This is a genomic window from Stutzerimonas sp. KH-1 (assembly GCF_054483855.1).
Genome location: NZ_CM137011.1, coordinates 1,977,460 through 1,996,929 on the forward strand (window position 1 = coordinate 1,977,460; position 19,470 = coordinate 1,996,929).

Annotated in this window: 22 protein-coding genes and 2 pseudogenes; 2 read left to right on the top strand and 22 right to left on the bottom strand. The window is 62.8% G+C overall.

Annotated elements, in window-relative coordinates; translation table 11 throughout:
• Positions 1-48: 48 nt before the first annotated feature.
• The 11 genes from ACX1DW_RS09410 to ACX1DW_RS09460 all read right to left on the bottom strand — a co-directional run bounded on the left by ACX1DW_RS09410 (position 49) and on the right by ACX1DW_RS09460 (position 8,954).
• Positions 49-1,044: a M56 family metallopeptidase gene (locus ACX1DW_RS09410; RefSeq protein WP_031636929.1), complete on the bottom strand. Its 996-nt coding sequence runs from the start codon at positions 1,042-1,044 to the stop codon at positions 49-51.
• Entirely contained in the window at positions 1,044-1,442 is a 399-nt protein-coding gene (locus ACX1DW_RS09415) for a BlaI/MecI/CopY family transcriptional regulator (RefSeq protein ID WP_023114178.1), read from the bottom strand. Before ACX1DW_RS09415 ends, ACX1DW_RS09410 begins: the two co-directional genes overlap by 1 nt.
• A 109-nt stretch (positions 1,443-1,551) precedes the next feature.
• Positions 1,552-3,537, bottom strand: a complete 1,986-nt coding sequence (locus ACX1DW_RS09420) for a relaxase/mobilization nuclease and DUF3363 domain-containing protein (protein ID WP_161611854.1) — start codon at positions 3,535-3,537, stop codon at positions 1,552-1,554.
• A gap of 447 nt (positions 3,538-3,984) precedes the next feature.
• A complete protein-coding gene (locus tag ACX1DW_RS09425; RefSeq protein ID WP_023114176.1) occupies positions 3,985-4,584 on the bottom strand; it encodes a S26 family signal peptidase in 600 nt (199 codons plus the stop codon).
• A complete protein-coding gene (locus ACX1DW_RS09430) occupies positions 4,581-5,105 on the bottom strand; it encodes a DUF2840 domain-containing protein (RefSeq protein WP_023103957.1) in 525 nt (174 codons plus the stop codon). The genes ACX1DW_RS09425 and ACX1DW_RS09430 overlap by 4 nt, the downstream gene beginning before the upstream one ends.
• Positions 5,102-5,386 carry a hypothetical protein gene (locus ACX1DW_RS09435; protein WP_023114175.1) on the bottom strand — a complete coding sequence of 95 codons (285 nt, stop codon included), beginning with the start codon at positions 5,384-5,386 and terminating at the stop codon, positions 5,102-5,104. Before ACX1DW_RS09435 ends, ACX1DW_RS09430 begins: the two co-directional genes overlap by 4 nt.
• Positions 5,383-6,021, bottom strand: coding sequence for a ParA family partition ATPase (parA, locus tag ACX1DW_RS09440; protein ID WP_023114174.1), 639 nt, complete (start codon positions 6,019-6,021; stop codon positions 5,383-5,385). The genes ACX1DW_RS09435 and parA overlap by 4 nt, the downstream gene beginning before the upstream one ends.
• A gap of 253 nt (positions 6,022-6,274) precedes the next feature.
• Positions 6,275-7,132 (bottom strand): replication initiator protein A, encoded by an 858-nt coding sequence (locus ACX1DW_RS09445; RefSeq protein ID WP_023103960.1) that lies wholly within the window; start codon positions 7,130-7,132, stop codon positions 6,275-6,277.
• 26 nt (positions 7,133-7,158) lie between these two features.
• Positions 7,159-7,440, bottom strand: a complete 282-nt coding sequence (locus ACX1DW_RS09450; protein ID WP_003107109.1) for a helix-turn-helix transcriptional regulator — start codon at positions 7,438-7,440, stop codon at positions 7,159-7,161.
• A gap of 83 nt (positions 7,441-7,523) precedes the next feature.
• Positions 7,524-8,294, bottom strand: a complete 771-nt coding sequence (locus ACX1DW_RS09455) for a DUF2285 domain-containing protein (protein ID WP_023114173.1) — start codon at positions 8,292-8,294, stop codon at positions 7,524-7,526.
• A 309-nt stretch (positions 8,295-8,603) separates the two neighbouring features.
• Entirely contained in the window at positions 8,604-8,954 is a 351-nt protein-coding gene (locus ACX1DW_RS09460) for a DUF2958 domain-containing protein (RefSeq protein ID WP_023103962.1), read from the bottom strand.
• Between the two features lie 240 nt (positions 8,955-9,194).
• On the opposite strand from ACX1DW_RS09460, the gene ACX1DW_RS09465 reads away from it, so the two are divergent.
• Positions 9,195-9,500: a helix-turn-helix domain-containing protein gene (locus tag ACX1DW_RS09465; protein ID WP_023103963.1), complete on the top strand. Its 306-nt coding sequence runs from the start codon at positions 9,195-9,197 to the stop codon at positions 9,498-9,500.
• Positions 9,501-9,563: 63 nt separating this feature from the next.
• Here the strand turns inward: ACX1DW_RS09465 and ACX1DW_RS09470 are convergent, their stop codons facing one another.
• From ACX1DW_RS09470 to ACX1DW_RS09500, 7 genes and pseudogenes are all read right to left on the bottom strand, one after another.
• Complete coding sequence (locus ACX1DW_RS09470; protein ID WP_023103964.1) at positions 9,564-9,878, bottom strand: DUF736 domain-containing protein; 315 nt, start codon at positions 9,876-9,878, stop codon at positions 9,564-9,566.
• Between the two features lie 1,102 nt (positions 9,879-10,980).
• Entirely contained in the window at positions 10,981-11,190 is a 210-nt protein-coding gene (locus ACX1DW_RS09475) for a hypothetical protein (RefSeq protein WP_023103965.1), read from the bottom strand.
• A 62-nt stretch (positions 11,191-11,252) separates the two neighbouring features.
• Positions 11,253-11,693 (bottom strand): annotated as a pseudogene (locus ACX1DW_RS09480) (chromosome partitioning protein ParB); the annotation flags it as partial.
• Entirely contained in the window at positions 11,656-13,086 is a 1,431-nt protein-coding gene (locus tag ACX1DW_RS09485) for a site-specific integrase (protein ID WP_237730192.1), read from the bottom strand. The pseudogene ACX1DW_RS09480 and the gene ACX1DW_RS09485, both read right to left, overlap by 38 nt.
• On the bottom strand, positions 13,079-14,182 hold the full coding sequence (locus tag ACX1DW_RS09490; protein ID WP_161611855.1) for a site-specific integrase: 1,104 nt from the start codon (positions 14,180-14,182) through the stop codon (positions 13,079-13,081). Before ACX1DW_RS09490 ends, ACX1DW_RS09485 begins: the two co-directional genes overlap by 8 nt.
• On the bottom strand, positions 14,160-14,585 hold the full coding sequence (locus ACX1DW_RS09495) for a DUF6957 family protein (protein ID WP_161611856.1): 426 nt from the start codon (positions 14,583-14,585) through the stop codon (positions 14,160-14,162). Before ACX1DW_RS09495 ends, ACX1DW_RS09490 begins: the two co-directional genes overlap by 23 nt.
• Entirely contained in the window at positions 14,582-15,010 is a 429-nt protein-coding gene (locus ACX1DW_RS09500; RefSeq protein WP_161611857.1) for a hypothetical protein, read from the bottom strand. Before ACX1DW_RS09500 ends, ACX1DW_RS09495 begins: the two co-directional genes overlap by 4 nt.
• A gap of 163 nt (positions 15,011-15,173) precedes the next feature.
• Here ACX1DW_RS09500 and ACX1DW_RS09505 point away from each other — a divergent pair, with 163 nt between their 5' ends.
• Entirely contained in the window at positions 15,174-15,380 is a 207-nt protein-coding gene (locus ACX1DW_RS09505; RefSeq protein WP_232964074.1) for a helix-turn-helix domain-containing protein, read from the top strand.
• A 313-nt stretch (positions 15,381-15,693) separates the two neighbouring features.
• Here the strand turns inward: ACX1DW_RS09505 and recA are convergent, their stop codons facing one another.
• The 4 genes and pseudogenes from recA to ACX1DW_RS09525 all read right to left on the bottom strand — a co-directional run bounded on the left by recA (position 15,694) and on the right by ACX1DW_RS09525 (position 19,157).
• On the bottom strand, positions 15,694-16,737 hold the full coding sequence (gene recA / locus ACX1DW_RS09510; RefSeq protein WP_046622304.1) for a recombinase RecA: 1,044 nt from the start codon (positions 16,735-16,737) through the stop codon (positions 15,694-15,696).
• 125 nt (positions 16,738-16,862) lie between these two features.
• Positions 16,863-17,360: pseudogene (locus ACX1DW_RS09515) on the bottom strand (recombinase RecA family protein); the annotation flags it as partial.
• 83 nt (positions 17,361-17,443) lie between these two features.
• Complete coding sequence (locus ACX1DW_RS09520; RefSeq protein ID WP_458993272.1) at positions 17,444-17,941, bottom strand: CinA family protein; 498 nt, start codon at positions 17,939-17,941, stop codon at positions 17,444-17,446.
• Positions 17,942-18,044: 103 nt separating this feature from the next.
• A complete protein-coding gene (locus tag ACX1DW_RS09525; protein WP_458993273.1) occupies positions 18,045-19,157 on the bottom strand; it encodes an acyltransferase family protein in 1,113 nt (370 codons plus the stop codon).
• Positions 19,158-19,470: the final 313 nt, after the last annotated feature.

Consider the following 19,470-nt stretch of genomic DNA (forward strand, 5'->3'; position numbering starts at 1 on the left):
ATCCATCGGTTTTTCAGGCAAAAAAACACAGCACGCGCGCATATGGACTTACCTCGTCATCACAGTGATGAGAGATTCGGTCACGGAATGCAGCCAGCCGGTAGATAGGCTGCAAAACGCCAGAACAAGAATGCCCAGCATCGGCCCCAGGTATGAGACAGACGAGTGCTTGGACGACAGCAACGCCTCGACACGCTCAGGGACGAAATCGGAAAAGAACGCCATAGCCAAAGGCATCTGTTTCTTGGCGTGTTGCCGAAATATCTTTTCTACTGCAACGATGGTTTCGGCTACGGCGACAGGGCATCCCACTTCGTTTGCAGCAGCGAAATCACAACGCTGTTCCAAGGCGAGTTCCAGATCGCGCAACAGCCGGCGACGAGTGCCCGGCAACTGGATGCTCGACAAGACGACAGCGATCAGGCGATGCAGCACATCTCGATTGGCGATATGAGCCTGTTCGTGCGCCAGCACCACGCGCAATTGCGTTGGGTCGAGTCGCCGCATCAACGAGGTTGAAAGCAGGATGTGGCCATTCCCGACGCCACAAGCCAGCGCCATAGGCTGATCGACATCAAGCACGCGAAGTTTGTCTGGATGCCCCGGACGCCAGCTCAGGCGCACCATCGAGGCAAGGGTTCGACGAGCACGCCAAAGGCCAACTGCGGCCCGTAAAGCCAGCCAAACCGCGTATCCCGCCAACAATGCCAATGCTCCCCATAGCCAGGCACTTTGCCCATTGCCGCTCGGGTGCCAAACGCACAGGTGCAGCAGCGTGTCAGCGTGCGCAGAGCAGGCAGCGGCAAATCTGGCCGAATCATCAAACATCGACGGCATGGCGATGGTCATGGCCGTATAGGCAATACCCGCCAATGCGGGTGTTACCAGCATCCACCAAGACACTCTTGCTCGCTGATAGGGGGTCTTTCCCGACAGCGCACGGCGTAATGGGCGCTCGCAGGCTCCAATCAGCAGGGTAAGCGTTACTGCCAGCACGAAGCCGGATAGCAATGCGAACTGAAGTAGTGGGCCATAACTCGTCATCACGGCTGATCCAATTCAGCGCGACGACGGGCAATCAACTCCTCCAGCCTCTTGAGCTGGTCATCATCCGCCCTTGCAGCAAGATCGACAAAGGCGCTCAACAACGCATCCGGCTGCGGGCCTGCGACACGACGCACCGTGGACTCGACCAGCTTCTGGATCAGTTCCCGGCGAGATACTCGTGCCGAGTATTCGTAGGCATGGCTGATCTTTTCGCGCTGGAGCATGGCCTTGCGAAACAGACGTTCTAGCGTGGATTGCACGGTGTTCAAGGAAATCGAGCGAGACTGCCCAATGCGCGCGTACACCGCCTTGGTGTCGGACGGGCCGAAGCGCCAGATGTCTTCGAGCACGGCGATTTCCAGATCGCCAAGTGTTGGTACGCTGTGGTTGGTCAATGTTGTCGGCTCCGAGCTTTGACTCGAACTCAAGAGTATCCACCACAAAAAACCGACCGTCAATCGGTTTATTGTGCGACCCCGTGCCGGACACTGCTATCGTAGGAAGTTAACCAACGGCAGGCCCACGCTGCCGTCCTATCTCCCAGGACACGCCGCCGCCGCGCACCGTAGCGGCAAGCTGCTGGCCCAGCCGCTGCTCGACCACCGGCCGCCACGGCACCAGACTGAACCCCTTGCCGTCATCGAGCATGGCGTAGCGCCCACTGGCGAGCATGACGCTGCGCCGGTAGATACCGGCCACGCGCTGACCGTCACCCGCAGGCCGATGTTCCAAGCCGGTTTCGGCCGCAATGTCCTTGGCGGCCTGCGCCAGCTCCCGATTGCGCAGCGTGCCCAGCAGGTTGCGCGCGAGGATCACGCGCTGCCCACGCCGCTCGGCCAGCCCCTGTTCGGCCAGGAAGTCGGCGCGCTGCTGCATTGCCTGCTTGGCCTCGCCGCCAAAGCCCAGGTCGCCCAGGCCCGAGCCGCCGCCGATCAACTGCTGGTCAAGCCAGGTGGCCCCGATAACGCGGGCCTGCCGCTCGATGGGCAGGTGCGATTTCAGTTCCACGGCCACGCCGCCCAGGCGCTGCGCGTCGTAGCGGCGGCCCTGTTCGGCCAAGTCGTCCGGCACCTTCCATAGTCCCTCGGCCACGCGCTCCACGATGCCAGCGCGGCGCAGGGCTTCCAGCCGGCGGACGTGGGCCGCGACGACTTCCTGCGGATCGCGGCCCGGTACGGCCTGACCCTGCGCGATGGCGAGGTGATGATCGGTGCGGTACAGGCCACCGCTCGCCAGTCCGGCGATGTTCTTGTCGGCGGCGCGCACGTCGGCCGATCCCTTCACCTCCACCACGGCACCGGCTGGGTAGTTCGCCAGCTCGTCGCGGGCGTTGAGCGCGACGTAGTGGGCCTTGCCATCCACCCCGTCGATGACCAGATAGCCCCGGTCGCGCAGTTCGTCGGCCAGCCCCTTCGCGGCCACGCGGCCGAGGATGGTTCGGCCATCCTCGCCCGGCTCGAACACCGCCAGCTCGCGCGGCTGGCCGCTCATGGCCCGCTGCATGGTGCGGATGATGTCGCCACGCTCGCCCAGGGCGCGCAGGGTCTTTTCGGCGTCGGTATGGACCGCCCAGGTGCCCGGCTGCGTTTCGTCGGCCAGGCCCAGACGCTGCAAGCGTTGCAGCCGGCCGATCAGCAGCAGGCGCTGGCGTTGCAACCTCGGCTCGTTGAGCCGTTCGACATGCACCAGGCCATCGTCGCCCAGCTCGCGCTTGAGCGTGCGATCCAGGCTCGTCCACCGCTCCTGTTCCACCTCGCGCTGCAAGGTCTGCTGGATCTCCAGCTCGGTGCGTGGCCCCAGCCACTCGGTCGCCAGTTCGGCCGCACGATGGCGGAAGCCATCGGCGATGTAGTCGCCCGCGATGATGAGGTCTTTGCCGGTGTCATCGCGCCCGCGCACGACGATGTGCGTGTGCGGGTTGTCGGTATTCCAGTGGTTGACCGCCACCCAATCGAGGCCCGTGCCCAGGTCGGCCTCCATGCGGCCCATGAGGTGCCGCGTGTAGGTGCGCAGGTCTTCGAGTTCCGGGCCATCCTCGGGTGAGAGGATGAAGCGGAAATGGTGTCGGTCGTCGGCGCAGCGTTCCTTGAAAGCGTCGAGGTCGGCGGCATCGGTCTGCGGCCCGTAGGCTTGGCCCGGCTCGCCATCGCGGCCCACGCCGTCGCGCTCGATGTAGCGCAGGTGCTTGGCGAGCGACTGCGGGCTGGCCTGGCGCTGGTTGACCAGCAGCGTCTTGATGGTCACGCGCCGCGACATGGGCGTCAGCTTCGCTCCGGCGAAGCGCGCGGCCGTGTGGCCGCGCCCCAGGCGCGAGCCGGGCCGCTGGCCGTTGCCCCTCCCGGAGCCGCTGGCAGCGCCAGGACGGCGCACCGACGACTTGCCGCTACTGGCCTTGCCTGCCTGCTTGAGCACCTTGGAAACGAAGCTCTGGCCCCGGTTCTTCGGTGCGCTGGGGCGGATGCGGAAATCATCGTCGCGGCGGTCGGTCATGGCTGCGCTCCCTGCAAGCTCTGGCGTGTCCGGTCGTGTGAAGCACGCGGACAGCCCTGCATTGGCGCGGGCCTCGCGCCCCAAGCGGCACGGCGGCGAAGCCGCTCCGTGCCGCGCCACCCCATGTGCAGACTGGCTTTCGACGCGGCCCGGTGCCGCGTCCTTTTGTCTTGCCTTCCGCCTTTGCCCCTCGCTGGCGCTCCGGGCAGCGGCGGCCCGGCGGTGCTGCTGCGCGAGCAGCCAGCGCGCCGGCGAACGCGGCGACGGCCATAGGCCGGGCGCGTTCGAGGCAAGACGCCTGCACGTTGGACGGCTGCGCCGAAGGCAGCGCGAAGTGCGGTGCGAATGCACCCGCACTGCACGCGCGACGACACGGCGACGGCCAGCAGAGCGACACGCCCGATGGCACGACAAGATGCACGGCAACGTGCAGCGAGTCGGCGGCCATCATGGGCGGGATTCCAGCCAGACTGGATGCGCGACCCCGATCACGGCGGATGCGCTGACCGGCCCGAAATACCGGCTGTCGAACGACGCCGGGTTGGTCACACTCAAGAGGAACAGTTCGCCGGATTCGAGGCGGCGGCATTGCTGCCAGGATGGCAGCGGCCGGCCCCAGCGGTCGGCAGGCAGCACGGCGGCCGAAGGCACGCCGTCGATGCGGACGACGCGGCCAGTGCTGCACACCTCCTGCGGCGCGACGGCGCCCACGCGCTTGAGCAGCGGCACGCGCGCCGGCAGGTAGCCGCGCTGCGCGGCCAGCGCGGCGGCGTCTGGCGGCAGCGTGGTCAGGACGATGCTGCCCACGGACAAGGGACGTGGCGGCGAGTCGGTGCCGTGGCCTTGCGGATCGACGCGATACCAGCCGACCGCCACGCTGTCGGACGGGTTGTAGATCAGGCGCGGCAGCGGATGCACGAAGGACGCCCAGGCGAGCGCAGCGAGGCCGCAGGCGGACAGGCCCGCCAACACGAGGCGAGCGCGCAGGCGCGAGCGAGGATGCGGCGGGATGCCGGTTGCGCTGGCAACGGCGGATGGAAGCGTCATGGCAGCGTCCTCCCGGTTAGCCAGGCAGCGTGCCGCTCGGCGGTGTATTCGGGCAGCGGCAGGCGTGCAGCGAGCCGGTTGGCGAGCGTGCGCCAGTACGCGGGCGAGACAGCGGCGGGCGCGATGCCCAGCGCCTCGATGGCGTCGATGCACTCCAGCACCGCGCGCACCTGGTTCTCCCCTTCGGCGTGGAGCAGCAAGCGCGCCCCCGGCTGCACGCCGGGGATGCGCTGCGCTGCATCCAGCGGCGTGCAAGCCTGCATCACCATGAGCTGCCAACGCACAGTGCCGTAGTCGTTGGCCTGCCAGCGGATACGGCACAACATGGCGCCCGGCAGGAACACCGCGCAACGGCGCCAGCGGTCGAGCTGGTGCGTGCGCGCAGGTTCGCCGAAGCGCAGGTAGAGCTTGAAGCGTGGTTCGATGTAGGCCAGCGCCACGCGCGTCAGCGGCGCGCTGGCAGGCTGGCCGGCAAGTGCAGCCGTAGCCGCGCCAGCGGCAGGCGAAGCGGATGCAGTCATGGTGCGTTCTCCCTGCGGTGCTCTGGAAACTCCCGCTCCAACAGGCCACGCAGCAGGTCGGCCACGGTCACGCCTTGCGTGAAGGCCGACACCTTGATGCGTGCCCGCATCGCGGGCGTGATATCGAGAGTCAGACGGGCGGTGTAGAGGTCGCCCTTGCCCAGCGCATCGGCGTCGCCCTGGCGAATCCACGCCTCGGCGTGCGGATTCGCGGGCGGACGCGCGCCGATGCCGACGCGCTTTGCCGTGCGCTTGCTGTTCGATGGCGGCTTCGCGGTCATGTCGGCCACCGCAGCAATTCGTCCACCAGCGCAGTGATTTCGCGTGCGGCGGCGCTGTCGGGTGCCGTCTCGCGTGCAAGCCGGCCAGCGGCCACGCTATCGGCGAACACGATGCGCTGATGCACTTCCGCGCGCAGCGCAGGAAGCGGCTGGTCGGCGAGTGCCTGGCGTGCTTCGCGCCCGATCACGGTGGTACTGACGCGCCGATTGATGACGAAGGCCGCGCGCAGCGCAGGCCGAAATACCTGCGCCTCGCGGATCAGCGCCACCATCTCAGCGCTGGCCCACAAGTCGTAGGGGCTGGGCTGCACCGGGATCAGCACGCGCTCGGCCGCCAGCAGCGCGGAGCGCGCCAAGGCGGCGATGCGCGGCGGGCCGTCGATGACGACGTGATCGGCCCGCCTGGCGAGTTCCGGCGCCTCTTGGTGCAGCGTTTCGCGTGCGAGGCCCACGGCGCTGAACAGCCGTGGCAAGCCTTGCTGGCTTCTGCGCTGCGTCCAGTCCAGCGATGAGCCCTGCGGGTCAGCGTCCAGCAGGACGACGTGCTGGCCGCGCATCGCCAACTCGCCGGCGATGTGCGTGGCGAGCGTGGTCTTGCCGACGCCGCCTTTCTGGTTGAGCAGTGCGACGATCATGGCCTGGCCCTCCATGCTGGAAAGCCGGGCTTTTGCTGCTGCGTTTGTGGCCGCGGGGTGGTTGTCCACCGCAGCGGCGTTTCCCTACTAAAAGTTAGAGAAACTAAGTTAGGGAAGTTAGAGGACGCGCAAACCCAGTGCTGGCGCGGGTTTGCGGCCGATCGGCACGCCTGATAGCACGATAGTCCCACGCCTGATAGCACGATACCCCGCACGCCTGATAGCACGACACCATTCACAGGCTTTCCCGGAGTTATCCCCGTGCCGTCTGCGGCACGGGCCGGAACGTCAGCAGTTCCATGCCGTTGTCGGGCATCCGCTCGATGCCCAGGACGTAACCGGGCAGCGACTGCCGCGCGACGAGCGCGCGCAGATCGCAGGCGAAGTCGTAGGGCTTCGCGGTGCTGCCGGACTTCTGGTGCAGATAGCGAAAGTCGAACTGCCAGCCGTATGCCTGCTTGCCGCCGTGCTTGCGCACCAGGCGGTACAGCCACCGCTCGATGCCGCCGGTGAGCCGGAAATACGCCGGGTCGATGGTCAGCACCAGCGCGGCGTCGAGCACGCCGGCAAAGAACCAGTCCGGCAGGATCAGCTCGATGCCCAGCGGCGTGCCGCTGGCATCGGCCAGTTCCTTCCATTCGTTGATCCACGAAAAGCGGTGCAGGCGCCGGCCTGTTGTCTCGCGGATGGACGTGGCCACCGTGGTCGATTGCAGGCGATCCAGCGCGGCCTTGAGGCGCTGGTAGTCTCGCAGCGACTTGCCGCGCCCGATGAAGCGCAGGATCTCGTAGGGCGTCGCGCGCATCAGCCGCGACGGGCGCAGGCCCGCGTCCTTCGCTTCCACGATCTGCGAGGCCGCCCATATCAGCACGTCCGCATCCCAAATCGTGGCGATGCCGTGCTCCTGCGTGCCCTCTACGCGGATCGTCACGTTGCCCGCGCGGAAGTCGATGGGTTTGACCCGCTTGGACTTGCCGAGCGAGAAGAACGGATAGGCCATCAAGTCCTGGCTGTCGCGCGGCGCCATGTCGCCGGGCAAGGCGCGGAACAGGTCGAGCTGTTCGCGCTCCTGCAACGACCGCTGCCGGAACGGCAGCGCGGAGCTGGACATGGTGATGGCCTGCCGCGCGCCGCCGATCAGCGCGCACGGCTGTCGGCCGAGTGGTGCTCGGCGTACTCGGGATCGGAAGTCGTCTCGAAGCTGCGATCGGCGGCCCAGGCATCGAGGTCGGCCACGGCGTACATGACGCGCCGGCCGAACTTGCGAAAGCGCGGACCACCACCGATCACGCGCTGCTTTTCCAGCGTGCGCGGCGACAGCCGCAGGTACTCGGCGGCTTCGTCGTTGGTGAGATAGCGTTGGGGCTGCGCGGCAGCGGTCGAGACAGTGGCGGCAGGCCGCAAAGGAGCGGGACGCATGGTGTGAACCTCCATAGCTTTCAAAGCTCCGGCCACACAGCGCAACCGGATGGAGGCAGTCTCAGAAAACCAAGCTGTCCTGCTCAGGGCCGTTTTGCGTCGTCCTCAAAACGACCCTTCTCAAGCGGCGGAAGCTGTGCTAGGCGGCGATAGCCGCCGCGCATCAGCGCATCGCCGCGCCGTACCAAGCGGCGTACCTTGGAGCGCAGGCCGCCGTCGCTGTACCAATCGGCTGCGGCATCGCCGCCGAACAAGCCTTCGGCCACCTCGCGCAAGGACGCACCCGCTAGGGTTGCGTCGAGCGCCTGCAAGGTGTGTAGCTCAAGCAGCGCGGCGGGTGCCGGCCTGGGCTTCGCAGAAGCCAGGGCCGCGCCGAGCGCATGGTTGCGCGCAGGTGCGGCGGCGCCGCCGCGGCGGGCATAGGCGACAGCCATCCCGTCTTCCAGGCCGGGCGCCAGCGCGAAGCGCAGGCAATGACCTGGGCTGTGCGCCATCAGCGCCAGCCCTTTGCCGTCATGGAGCAGTTGCTTGTGCCCGGCAATGCGCCAAAACGTGAACGCGGGAGCATACTGCGGCGGATCGGCGTCGGGATAGAGCTGCACCACGGCCACATGGCCGGGCAACCAGGCTGGATGCGCGTCGCGCGCATCCAACGCCGGATCTTCCAGCAGGCGCAAGCCCCAGCGATGCGCCGCCTGCTGCGCGGCTTTCGGCCGGCGATGATGGCGCAGCCAGTCGAGCCGGTAATCGGGGTTTCTGCGCAGATATTCCCAGGCCGTCCCAAGGTCGTCCAAGTGCAGCACGTACAGATACGCGGCAGTCGGATACCAGTGCTCGGCGCTGCGATCGACCATGACGCAACCTCCCTGCGAACAGGACTGGCCGCGACGGAAGAACTACGTGCTACATCGGTGTCATCAGAGCGAAATGGGTTAAGGGAATAGTTGGGCTGTCAAGTCCGACTGGCTCCGATGCGTTGCGGTATTCGTCTCAATGCTGCGGCGGCAGCGTCCCTCCCGTGGGACGCCGTACAGGCCAGCCTGCCGCAGTCCGCGTCAGGCATCATGTCCGTGTGGATCAGACTGGCGCGGCTACGCCGCAAGAATCTCGATTGAGACCTGCCCGGTATGACACCAGACTGAAAAAGTCACAGTAGGCTGTGTTCAGTCCGGGATAGCCCCGTCGCGCTCGGCCAGCCGGGTGTATTCCGACAGCGTGCGCGTGGGCCGGAAGTAGCGGTCGCGCATCACGGGCTGCTGATGCGGCCCGACGATGCCAGCCAGCTCGGACAGCTTGACGGTTCCTTGCGCCGGCATTCCGATTCCCAGGTCGATGAGGCCCCAGGCGGTGTCGCCATCGGCGGGATCGAGTGCGGCCAGCAGCCAGGTCACATGCGCGTCCGGCGTGAACAGCCGCACCACGGGCACCGGGTCGATGGCCTGGCCGGCGGCACGAGCCTCGCCGTTGGCGAGCAGTTGCGCGCGCTCCGGGACGGTGGCGAGTGGCTGGGGCATGGTTGGCAATCCCACAAATCCAATGATGCACGGATGCGGTTTCACGCCCAAGCGCAGAACCGCCAAACCGGATTTACGCCTTCGTGTGCAAGCACGGATGCGCTTGCGTGGCTTTGCTGGAACCAGCAAATGCGGATTTCCGTAAAGGCACGAAAACGTAGAACACCAAATGAACACTATAGATTGTAGCCCTATAGGGCGCAATGGGCTGTCATCTTGGTTTTTCGAGGGAAACCATAGGTGGCGGCTGGGAACTCATTGGCGAAGGCGTTGAAGACAGTCAGGAAGGCGCGTGGCTTGAGCCAGGAAGCCTTCTCTGACGTGTCCAGCCGCACCTATATGAGCACCCTCGAACGCGACCTGAAAAGCCCGACCCTGCATAAGCTGGCCGAGCTGTGCGAGGTGATGGAGATCCACCCGCTCACGCTGCTGACGCTGGCCTACGCGGGCGACAGCCCGCACAAGGCCGACGAGCTGCTGGCGCAGGTGCGCCGGGAGCTGGAGGCGGTGCTGAAGGAGCGCGGCGCGGCGAAGCCGCGCGCGTGACGTGGTGATGTGCTGCGAACAGCAGCACAGCGCCCCGCCGCGATGGGCGGGGCGCTGCGGCGGTCACGCCGCCTGGGGCTTGCTGCGCGACCAGATCAGGTCGTGCGTACCGTCCTCGCCTTCGATCAGGCGGGCATAGACCGGAGCCGGGAACGAAGGATCGTCGAGGGTCACGGACTTGTATTCCCGCCCGGCCTCGCTGGTCTTGTTCCACGCCGCGCCGATGTCGTGGCCGGCGGCTTGGAGGCGGAAGTCGGGGGCGTTCTCGCTGCTGCCCTTGTCGTTGGGAACCAGCTTGACCTTGACGTTGAGCGTCAGGGTGCGCAGCGTGCCGGTGAAGCCGTCTTTGTCTGCGGTGAAGGTGCCGATGTTGGCCATGATGATTTCTCCTTTCGGTTGAACAAGGTTCGCGCCCATCGCGTCCTTGTTGTGATCCGGCCGGCGGGGGACGGGCTGGCTGCACCGCTTGCGGTCGAAACGCAGTGGAGAGCCTGGAGGCGAAAAGAATTTGCTGCGCGAGGAAGCCGCGCAGCGGCGGGGAAATTGTTTTCGCCGGACGGTTGCAGCCATGAAGCCCGAGGCGCAGCCGCGCCCCCGCCAGGATTCACAACGAGACAAGGACGCCTTGGGCCGAACCGCTCCGAAAGGAGATGGGGCCGACTCGGCATCCCCGCCCGAAGGCTTCTCCGGCTCGCCCGCTGACGCGGGCCAGGTCAACCCCGCAACGACAGGCGAGAACGCCCCCGCCATACCTTGCGGCGCCGGTCTTGAGGCGTGGCGTGGAAGCTCCATAGCGATACCGGGCGGGTTGTCCGTGAACCGTCCTTCGTGACGTGATGGGCAGGAACCGCCAGCGTTGAGGACGGCACGCACCTGCACAACCTGCCGCAGCAAGCGCCAGCGTGTTCGCCAGCGTCCCGTCCATCGCGGCGGGACGTTGGGCGGGCCGATCCGGCGCAGCCGGTTCGGCAGCATCGAGGGGCGCCAAGCATCGCGCGGCGGGGATAGCTCGCAGGGCTTTCCCCTGGAGGCAAGCGAAGCGCGCAGCGCCGCAGGTGCGAAGGCGTGAGGGATTGAAGCCGAATGGCCGTGACGGCAAAGACGGCACGGGGCGTAGCCCGAAAGCCCGGCGGCGCTATGCGCCGACACGCCCAGGCCGTTCCAGATTTCTAAGCAGGAAACGCGGACATGCCTCTGATGAAATGGGCGCGGCCCTACGCTGCGAGGTATGCACGCGGCAAGCCGAAAACCGCTGGTGATTCCCGCGCACGGCGGGCGCTACGGCTTGCAGGCCCATACGGGCCTGCCATTACCGGGCGGGAAGCCCGGTCACGTCAACGCCGCCGTCTGAGCTGCCGCGAGGGCGGCGGCGTGCCGATTCGGCTGGTGGCCTTGAACACCGGGCGCGGCCACTGCCGCGCCCGGATTTTGCGTCCACCGCGCCCAGGACGGTACGGCCTGGGCGCGGTGCTGATCGCGGTTATTCCTTCGTCTCGATGAGCCACCACACGGCACGCGGCAAGGCGCGGCCCGTGATGGGGTGAATGTCGGTGAGGTCGGCGCAGGCCGTCCAGCCCGAGGGCGGGCGGTAGCCGCGCACGTCGCCATCGCCGTTCCAACGGCGGGCGCGTACCGTGCCAGCGGCGTAGATCGCCGCCATGCGCGGGCGGCTAATGGTGGTGCGGGTCATGGGGGCTTCTCCTTCCAGCGAAGCGCCCCGGTCGAGGCCGGGGCGCTTGCCTTCGGCGCGGGTCAAGCGGCCAGCGCCTCGGCGGGTTCATCCGCTATTGCCTCGGCATCCTCCGGGGCGTTCTGCTCCGGGCCTGCCTCTTGCGCGGCGTCCTGCGGGCCTGCGGCCTCGAAGATGGCGGGCATCCAGCCCGTGCCATCGGCCAGCCGCTCGGCTTCGCTGGCAATGTCGGCCTTCTTCAACTTCGCCAGCCGGTTGGCCTGCTCGGGTGCGTACTCGCCCACGGCATCCAGAATCACGGCCTTGGAAACGTGCTTGAAGTAGCCTTCTGCGGTCGGCTTCCACCATGCGGCCATGTCGAGGCCCACGGCCTGCGCCAGTTCCTCGCCGGGTTGCTGCACCGTGGCGCGGGGCGTCACCACGTCCACCGTGGAAGCCACGCACACGGCCAGCAGCCGCACCAGTTCATCTTGCGACTTCGCCAGCAGCGCGGCGAACAGTTCGCGGACCATTCTTCGGCATCGTGCCCACTGGTTCAGGTGTGGCCGATACACATCTACCAGGAGCAGGAGGTGAAAGGGACGGATCGGTTTGCTGATGGAAGCGCGTAATTTCCACCATAGCGATCTGCGGATGGGGGTCGGCATATACGCGTATCAGCGTTTGCACCGTATGCTGGGCCAACTCCGCAACCTGTTGGGGATTCTGGGACTCCCGAAGCAACCAGTTGATGCGCGTCCCGCGCAGTTTTCGCGGTCTCACTATCGGTATGCCAAGCTCGCGGCAGATGCGCGTAACGTTCGTGAACTGCGTCGCCTCTTCTAGGATTCGTCCCCCGCTACGTATAAGCGGAAAGAGCAAACCATCCGGCTCATTGGGAAACCATTCGGAACGCCATTCGAGATAGCGCTCGAACCACTCTCGATAACTGGCAAAAATCTCGAATAGCACTTCTCCTTCCCGTCGTTTTTTGTAGGTACGTACCTGGTAGCCGTCTAAGTGGCTGGGGTAATGAAACTGCTCAACCCGCAGGGTATGTGCTTGCTGGAGGTTCATACCGGTCTGGGCGATGAACATCAGCAATTCACTCTCGATCCGTAAATTGACGATGGGGAAACGGGTCCGCAGTGTCCGATCTGCATCGTGGGCGGCACGCGCCGCCAGGGATGCTTCGATTTGCGCTTGGTTTTGCGGCCTGGTACGGCGGGCCGCTACTTTCTCGGGGCTCTGCAATCCCGACCATAGTTCCAGCACTTGGCCGGTGCGTAACGAAATACACACTGGGAGGGGGGCCATTGTCCCCCTCCAGGTCAATGCCTCGCATACGTCAGCTAGAAGGTGTCCGAATGCGAAGGTGTTTTGCAGACTCTGCTTGTCCGCTTTGCTCGTATGTACCTTGCCTTTGCCGCGCGGCTTGCGAATACGTGTGCTCTTGCTCAGGCTTGCTTGGCGGTCCAATGCTCGGTCCAGCATCGTCGCCGTGAGCCTGGTGAGATCGTACAGGGACCCATCGCTGAAATTACGTTCGACTCGATGACGCTGGAGCAAGTGATCGGTCCAACGAATGAACGTGTCGGCCGCCGTCTCGAGACTGAGATTCACGTTTTCTGAATCGATCCAGGCAAAGAATCGACGCAATGCACTGATCTTGTTCTGCACCGAGAAGCGACTTCCGCCACCAGCAAGGTCGTCAGTCATGTGCTCATGCAGCCGCGTCACCAGCTCGAAACGTTCCGGCAAGGGACTGCCGAGTTCGCTCTGCGCGATCTGGCGGCCCACATGCTTCACCTTTGCTGCTGCACCTCCGCGAAACAGCAGCGGCCGGAGGTCCCAGGGCGTTTCAGTGGCCCCATACTCAAGCATCGGGAAAGTGAGGTCGAATTCGGAACTATCCATCGTACCGCGCCCCAGCGCCGATCCCGCTAAATGCCGCCATGAAGCTATTTGAGAGGGCTTGTTTGATCGGCAGTGCCTGTACGAATCGGATGTATTTGAAGGTGGTGGCTTCAGAGTTAGGCCCGTGGAGCAACGCGTCGCTGACCGTCGCAATTACAATAGCGACATCGGCACAAGCCGATAGCGCCAGACGTGCCAATTCGGTACCGAAGGTGCAGCGCGACTGATGGAAGCGGAATTTACGGAGCACCTGTAGTTCTGCTTTGACGCCCCGTTTTCGAAACTCGGACATCTCAACATTCACAGCAGATGACTGATCGGTGCCGCGCCTGCCATAGGCGTTACCAAAGCGGGTCACGAACAGCAAGTCACGATTCTCGGGCGAGGCTTTCGCCTCTCGTTCCATCCTCCGCCAGCCTTTGGCATATTCCAGCAATTCATCACGCAACGCTTCGGGTATCCAGACCTGGCCAGTCACACCGAATTTCGTGTGCACTGGCGGAGCTGCGCCTGGACCAACTGCAAGGCGTAGAAGCCCTTCAGCGGAAGGGTCGGGGGCGGCGCGCTCCAGAGATTGAATCTTGAGATCACAGATGCTGCCGAGCCGCATCCCGGTAAAAAATCCAAGGGCCAACATGAGGTAGAGCTCGGGCGTGGCGTTCTCTGCGGCGAAATCCAGAATTGCATCGCGATCGGTCTCCGAGACTGGCAACAGCCCATCTTCAAGCGTTTGGCCTGGGCGCTTACGGTTCGGGATGCTGAGGTCGGTGGTGGTTCCGCTGATCGTTCGCTCGAACCCCACCCGGTCGAAGTATTTAACGACGTAGGGCTTTTCCCGCCACAGCTGGACGTGTGGAGAAAGAAGCTCCCTATGCCTTACCCACCGATAGAACATGATGCAATTGCGCATGTACTCAGACGCCGTGGATGGGCTGATCTGGCCGGCATCGCGCATCTTGATCAACGCCCCTCGGTATAGCACCAGGCAGCGGTCAGCTTTGCGAGCGGGAAACTCGAACCACTGCAAATCACGAGATTCAAGAAATTTAGCGTAATTGAGAAGGCCATTCATGTTACTGGCAATAGACGATGTCATCGCGCACTTTCTTGTGGCGACCAACGCCAAGCAGGACGTAGATGGTGCTCCTGGTCTCGAAAAAGCCATCGCCTTCATACCTCAGCTGCAAGGAGCTCCTCACCCAATAGCCCGGTGGAAAACGGCCAGCTGAATCTTCGACTACCTCATTAGCGTGGATCAGCCGAGCAACGAATCCATCAGCTTCAATTTGCTGACGCGCTTCATCGGACATTTCTAACTCGACGAGAGTCCAGTCCTTGACCAGGCAGTACTGCTTCTTGGTATTTCGCCTGTGTAACTCGTGCACGATTTCGTCCCGGCTCAGATCGGTGCCGTTGATTGCGGAAGCTTTGCCATATAGGAAATCTGCTATTTCGAGTGCTTTTTGACTTTCACTAATGTCCAGAAACTCGAGCTTCATGGCGTATCTCGTGTGATTTGCACGGCATCTAGTGAAGCTGTCTGGATGTCAAAACAATGCTCGACTTCCTCAAGCGCTGAAGTGCCATAAGCGATATGGATCAGCTCGTTGTCGGCTGATCTGGCTATGTCAATTTGTCTGATAGGTTCGAGCTGCCACCGTCCCGCGCCGTTCATCCACGCTGGACTCATTAACTGGAGCTCGCTGATACGTGCACCAGGCCCTTTCAAATTCGCCATTTCCAGGAACGTCGGCAGGTCATTGGGCATGACTGTCTTCGCGTACTCAACGCCGCCCTCAGTCACCTTCACCGTTGCGTGGAGCCACGGGCTCGCAATTTCACGCTCAACGAGCCTCCAGTGATGATGGTCGGGCCCGAACACGGGCGCCAGGTTGTAATAGGCGCTCTCGTGGGTTTTGAACATAAATGATCTTCCGAAATGCGTTCTATAGGACGTAGTGCTATAGGGCGCATTCTGGCTCCATCGTTGTTTTTATGCAACGGGAAAAGGGATGGATTACAGACAAGCGCTAGGATCGAGTCTGCGGAGAATTCGTAAGGCTCGCGGGCTTAGCCAGGAATCGTTCATGTCAATTAGCAGTCGAGCACACATCTCGATGCTGGAACGAGGGCTGAAAGGGGTCACTATCGAGAAGATGATAGAGATCGCTGAGGTTATGGGGGTTCACCCCCTCACAGTGCTGCTCGACTCGTTCAGTAGCTACGAAGGGGTGACGTCAGAGAGGCTTTTAAAACAAATTGCCCAAGAGCATGAAGAGCTCGGAGGGGACTAGTACTCCAAACCTAATGATAGCTCACCCATCTCCGTGCAGCTGGAGGTTACCAGCGGTGTGCGAAAGCCGTACGTTTTTGAATCTTAATTCACGCCTCAGGATCAGAGGTATAAACTGTACTCAATAGCAGGAGCCGCATCACACACTCAGTGCAAATAAAACCACCCAAGACTAACGCGTTTTTAGATCTACATAACTATATTAAATAATTAAGCCTGAAATAATAAAACCTAGCTTTAAAGGCTAGGCTTTATTATAAAGGGTATATCAGCAACTATCAGTGACGACCGACTTTCACCCACCGACAGATATATTAGTCGTCAGCCGGCTCTTCTAGAGCGGATAGGTTGGCAGATGTTTCAGGCTGTGGCTTCGACATCAGCTTGTCGCGAATCATGCCTTCCAGCTTGTCCATGGTAGCCTTGTTTTCCATAAGCCACTTCATGGTATTAGCTTTACCTTGGCCAATTTTATTACCCTCGAAGGAGTACCAGGCGCCAGCCTTTTCAACGAAATTATTTGCAACAGCTAGATCAACGATCTCACCCGCCTTGCTGATGCCATGGCCGTAGAGAATCTGGAATTCTGCTTGCCTGAATGGAGCAGCGACTTTGTTCTTGACAACCTTGACGCGTGTTTCACTACCGACCACTTCGTCGCCTTCCTTCACCGCGCCGGTACGGCGGATATCCAGACGCACCGAGGCGTAGAACTTGAGCGCGTTACCACCGGTGGTGGTTTCCGGGCTGCCGAACATCACGCCGATCTTCATGCGAATCTGATTGATGAAGATACACATGGTGTTGGAATTTTTCAGGTTACCAGTAATCTTCCGCATCGCCTGAGACATCATTCGCGCGGCAAGGCCAACATGGGAATCGCCGATCTCCCCTTCGATCTCTGCCTTTGGAACAAGCGCAGCAACGGAATCGACAACAATTACGTTAACCGCACCCGAACGAGTCAATATGTCTACGATCTCAAGAGCCTGTTCACCGGTATCTGGCTGCGAGCACAGGAGGTCATCAATGTTTACACCGAGTTTAGCTGCGTAGATTGGATCAAGAGCATGTTCGGCATCCACGAATGCACAGGTCAAACCTTGACGCTGAGCTTCGGCAATAACCGAAAGAGTGAGGGTAGTTTTACCAGAGGACTCTGGCCCGTAGATCTCGACAATACGACCACGCGGCAGACCACCCACGCCCAAAGCGATGTCGAGACCAAGGGAACCTGTCGAAACAACATCGATATCCATTGTCCGGTCTGAGCCGAGCCGCATTATGGCGCCCTTGCCAAACTGTTTCTCTATCTGAGAAAGAGCCATTTCCAACGCTTTGTTTTTTGCCTGATCCATTCTCACCGACCACTCAAATTAGGAATTAATCGAATACTACTGATTAGCTTAGGGAGTATCCCTTGGTAGGGAAGGAAGACTTCCTAAGTGAACCAAAACTACGCTGCAATACGTGATACTGCATCCTGCAGACCGACGTGGGCATCGCCCATCTCGCCTTCGATCTCGGCCTTGGGCACCAGCGCGGCCACGGAGTCAACGATGATCACGTCGACCGCATTGGAGCGCACCAGCATGTCGGTGATTTCCAGGGCCTGCTCGCCGGTATCCGGCTGCGAAACCAGCAGGTCGTCGACGTTGACGCCCAGCTTGCCGGCGTAGTCCGGGTCCAGCGCGTGTTCGGCGTCGACGAAGGCGCAGGTGGCACCCATCTTCTGCGCCTCGGCGATCACAGAGAGGGTCATGGTGGTCTTGTCGGACGATTCGGGACCATAGATCTCGACGATTCGACCCTTCGGCAGGCCGCCAATGCCCAGCGCGATATCCAGGCCCAGCGAGCCTGTGGAGATGGCCGGAATCGCCTGACGATCGTGATCGCCCATGCGCATCACTGCGCCCTTGCCGAACTGCTTTTCAATCTGGCCCAGGGCTGCAGCCAAGGCGCGCTTCTTGTTCTCGTCCATCGAATCCTCACTTGATCAAGAGGGCCGGAGGCCACAACAACTGTATAAGTAGCCAGTATTAGAACATAGGCGATTTTGCTCGCCTAGTCCCGAAGCGGTTTTTCTCCGAGCGCCAGCGCGAGCAATCCATGCAGCGCAGCGGCCACCGTCTGCTCGCGCACCGATTGCCGATCTCCGCTGAACAGCTGGCGATCGACATACAACCGGGAGCCATCGGCCCAGGCGATCCAGACGGTGCCCACCGGCTTTTCCGGCGAACCGCCACCGGGACCGGCGATCCCACTGACTGCGACGGCAAAGCGCGCGCCGCTGCGCTCCTGAGCGCCACGCACCATGGCCTGCACCACCTCGGCACTGACCGCGCCGACCTCCTCGAACAATGCCGTCGGCACTCCCAACTGAAGCGTCTTCTGCGCATTCGAATAAGTGACGTAACCGGCCTCGAACCAGGCCGAACTACCTGCAACGCGGGTAATGGCCTCGGCAATGCCACCGCCGGTACAGGACTCCGCCGTAGTGACCTGGGCATGCTGGCGCTGTAGCGCATCGCCCAGCCGTGTGGCCAGTTCAGTAAGATCCATCGAGGCTCCGGCAGGCTTGGAAAACTGGTCGATACCCTACACCAGCGCGAGATGAAGAGCAGCCCGACAGGTTCATCCAGGGGCGAACGGTTGCACCGGCTCGTCAAGCATCCTGACGTACCGGCAGCGTGACGCTCGCACCCAACCGCCCTGCACGCCTGTGCACTACCTTGTCGCCATACCGCTGGATAGGATCGGCAAGGGTTCGCTTGACGAAAAAGGCGAACAGCACCAGTACGCCCAGCAACAGCGCCATGTACAGCGGGCCAGGCACGGTGAGCGCCGCAGGACCGAACCCGAGGCGCTCGGCAAGAGCGAATAACGACGGATGCGACAGGAACACGACGTAGCCGATCCCGCCGAGCGGAGCAAGCCAGCGCAGCCAGGCGCCGGTGGCACGAGTGGCGCTCAGGAAGATCGCAACCCCCACGCTGTAACTGACGAAGTAGCGGTACCAGGTCTCGCCCAAACCGGTGTCACGCGAATAGGCGAACACGCAGATCGGTAGCAGGAACAGGTAGAACAGCGCCACCGCGAGACGGGCGTAACGCCCGGTATCGGGCGCACGGCCATTGTCCGTTGCCCGCCATAGCGCACCGAGAAAGCAGACGCTGAGCATCAGAGGCAAAGCCACCGGCAGCTTCACCTCGAGCTTGTAGCGCAGCACGGCGAGCAGCAGCGTGAATGCGTATTGAGCGAGCAGAAACGTCAGATCCCACTTCGCCGAGCCTCCCAGGCGCAAGGCGAACAACAGGACACACAACACATAGAAGGTCAGCTCGATCTGCAAGGTCCAGTACAGCCCGATCACGTTCTCCACGAACACGAATCCCTGCAGCATCGTCGCGTTGATCGCGACCACCCCCGGACTGAACACCCTCGCGGGATCGTCCCAGGGAAACATCACCCCGAGAAACAGCGAAAGCCAGTACAGGGGAAACAGCCTGAAGAAACGCTGGTAGGCGAACGCCGCTATCGGCCGCTCATAACGACTACGACTCTGATACAGCGCCGCGACGATGAAGTAGCCGCTCAGCGCGAACAGCACCAGAACACTGGTCTTGCCGACATCCAGCACGGTCTTGCTGGCGAGGAAGAGGTAGTTGCTCATCTCGTCCAGCTGACCATCACGTTTCATCTTCGCAATGAGGTGGGAATAGGCGACGCACAAGGCCGCCACGCCGCGCAGGGCATCGAGCCCGAGTAATCGAGACATGTCTGCTGCTCACTTTTGATGAAGGGAACGTCGCCAGCCCTACGGCGGCACGAACTGACGCGAGGGATTGGTGCCCGCGGACGGCGACAGGCTGGACGGCAGGAGGCCGTAGGACGAATGCCGGGTGTGGCAATGGCAAGCTACCGCCACAGGCGGAGTGGCCTGGGAGGTCGCGCGAGCAGTGAGGCGTCGGCACCTTGTTGCAGCACGCGCCGGGTGGCGGCCACAGTGCTCGACAGGTCCGAAACTAGCGGCAGATTCGCGTCGAATCAACATGTTCCGTCCAGCTACCGACAGATGACGCGCCGCGCTC

Excerpts from the sequence above, each read along its gene's own strand:
- ACX1DW_RS09410 (WP_031636929.1), bottom strand. The coding sequence starts at position 1,044 with ATGACGAGTTATGGCCCACTACTTCAGTTCGCATTGCTATCCGGCTTC.
- ACX1DW_RS09420 (WP_161611854.1), bottom strand. The coding sequence starts at position 3,537 with ATGACCGACCGCCGCGACGATGATTTCCGCATCCGCCCCAGCGCACCG.
- ACX1DW_RS09425 (WP_023114176.1), bottom strand. The coding sequence starts at position 4,584 with ATGACGCTTCCATCCGCCGTTGCCAGCGCAACCGGCATCCCGCCGCAT.
- ACX1DW_RS09430 (WP_023103957.1), bottom strand. The coding sequence starts at position 5,105 with ATGACTGCATCCGCTTCGCCTGCCGCTGGCGCGGCTACGGCTGCACTT.
- ACX1DW_RS09435 (WP_023114175.1), bottom strand. The coding sequence starts at position 5,386 with ATGACCGCGAAGCCGCCATCGAACAGCAAGCGCACGGCAAAGCGCGTC.
- parA (WP_023114174.1), bottom strand. The coding sequence starts at position 6,021 with ATGATCGTCGCACTGCTCAACCAGAAAGGCGGCGTCGGCAAGACCACG.
- ACX1DW_RS09445 (WP_023103960.1), bottom strand. The coding sequence starts at position 7,132 with ATGTCCAGCTCCGCGCTGCCGTTCCGGCAGCGGTCGTTGCAGGAGCGC.
- ACX1DW_RS09450 (WP_003107109.1), bottom strand. The coding sequence starts at position 7,440 with ATGCGTCCCGCTCCTTTGCGGCCTGCCGCCACTGTCTCGACCGCTGCC.
- ACX1DW_RS09455 (WP_023114173.1), bottom strand. The coding sequence starts at position 8,294 with ATGGTCGATCGCAGCGCCGAGCACTGGTATCCGACTGCCGCGTATCTG.
- ACX1DW_RS09460 (WP_023103962.1), bottom strand. The coding sequence starts at position 8,954 with ATGCCCCAGCCACTCGCCACCGTCCCGGAGCGCGCGCAACTGCTCGCC.
- ACX1DW_RS09470 (WP_023103964.1), bottom strand. The coding sequence starts at position 9,878 with ATGGCCAACATCGGCACCTTCACCGCAGACAAAGACGGCTTCACCGGC.
- ACX1DW_RS09475 (WP_023103965.1), bottom strand. The coding sequence starts at position 11,190 with ATGACCCGCACCACCATTAGCCGCCCGCGCATGGCGGCGATCTACGCC.
- ACX1DW_RS09485 (WP_237730192.1), bottom strand. The coding sequence starts at position 13,086 with ATGGATAGTTCCGAATTCGACCTCACTTTCCCGATGCTTGAGTATGGG.
- ACX1DW_RS09490 (WP_161611855.1), bottom strand. The coding sequence starts at position 14,182 with ATGACATCGTCTATTGCCAGTAACATGAATGGCCTTCTCAATTACGCT.
- ACX1DW_RS09495 (WP_161611856.1), bottom strand. The coding sequence starts at position 14,585 with ATGAAGCTCGAGTTTCTGGACATTAGTGAAAGTCAAAAAGCACTCGAA.
- ACX1DW_RS09500 (WP_161611857.1), bottom strand. The coding sequence starts at position 15,010 with ATGTTCAAAACCCACGAGAGCGCCTATTACAACCTGGCGCCCGTGTTC.
- ACX1DW_RS09505 (WP_232964074.1), top strand. The coding sequence starts at position 15,174 with ATGTCAATTAGCAGTCGAGCACACATCTCGATGCTGGAACGAGGGCTG.
- recA (WP_046622304.1), bottom strand. The coding sequence starts at position 16,737 with ATGGATCAGGCAAAAAACAAAGCGTTGGAAATGGCTCTTTCTCAGATA.
- ACX1DW_RS09520 (WP_458993272.1), bottom strand. The coding sequence starts at position 17,941 with ATGGATCTTACTGAACTGGCCACACGGCTGGGCGATGCGCTACAGCGC.
- ACX1DW_RS09525 (WP_458993273.1), bottom strand. The coding sequence starts at position 19,157 with ATGTCTCGATTACTCGGGCTCGATGCCCTGCGCGGCGTGGCGGCCTTG.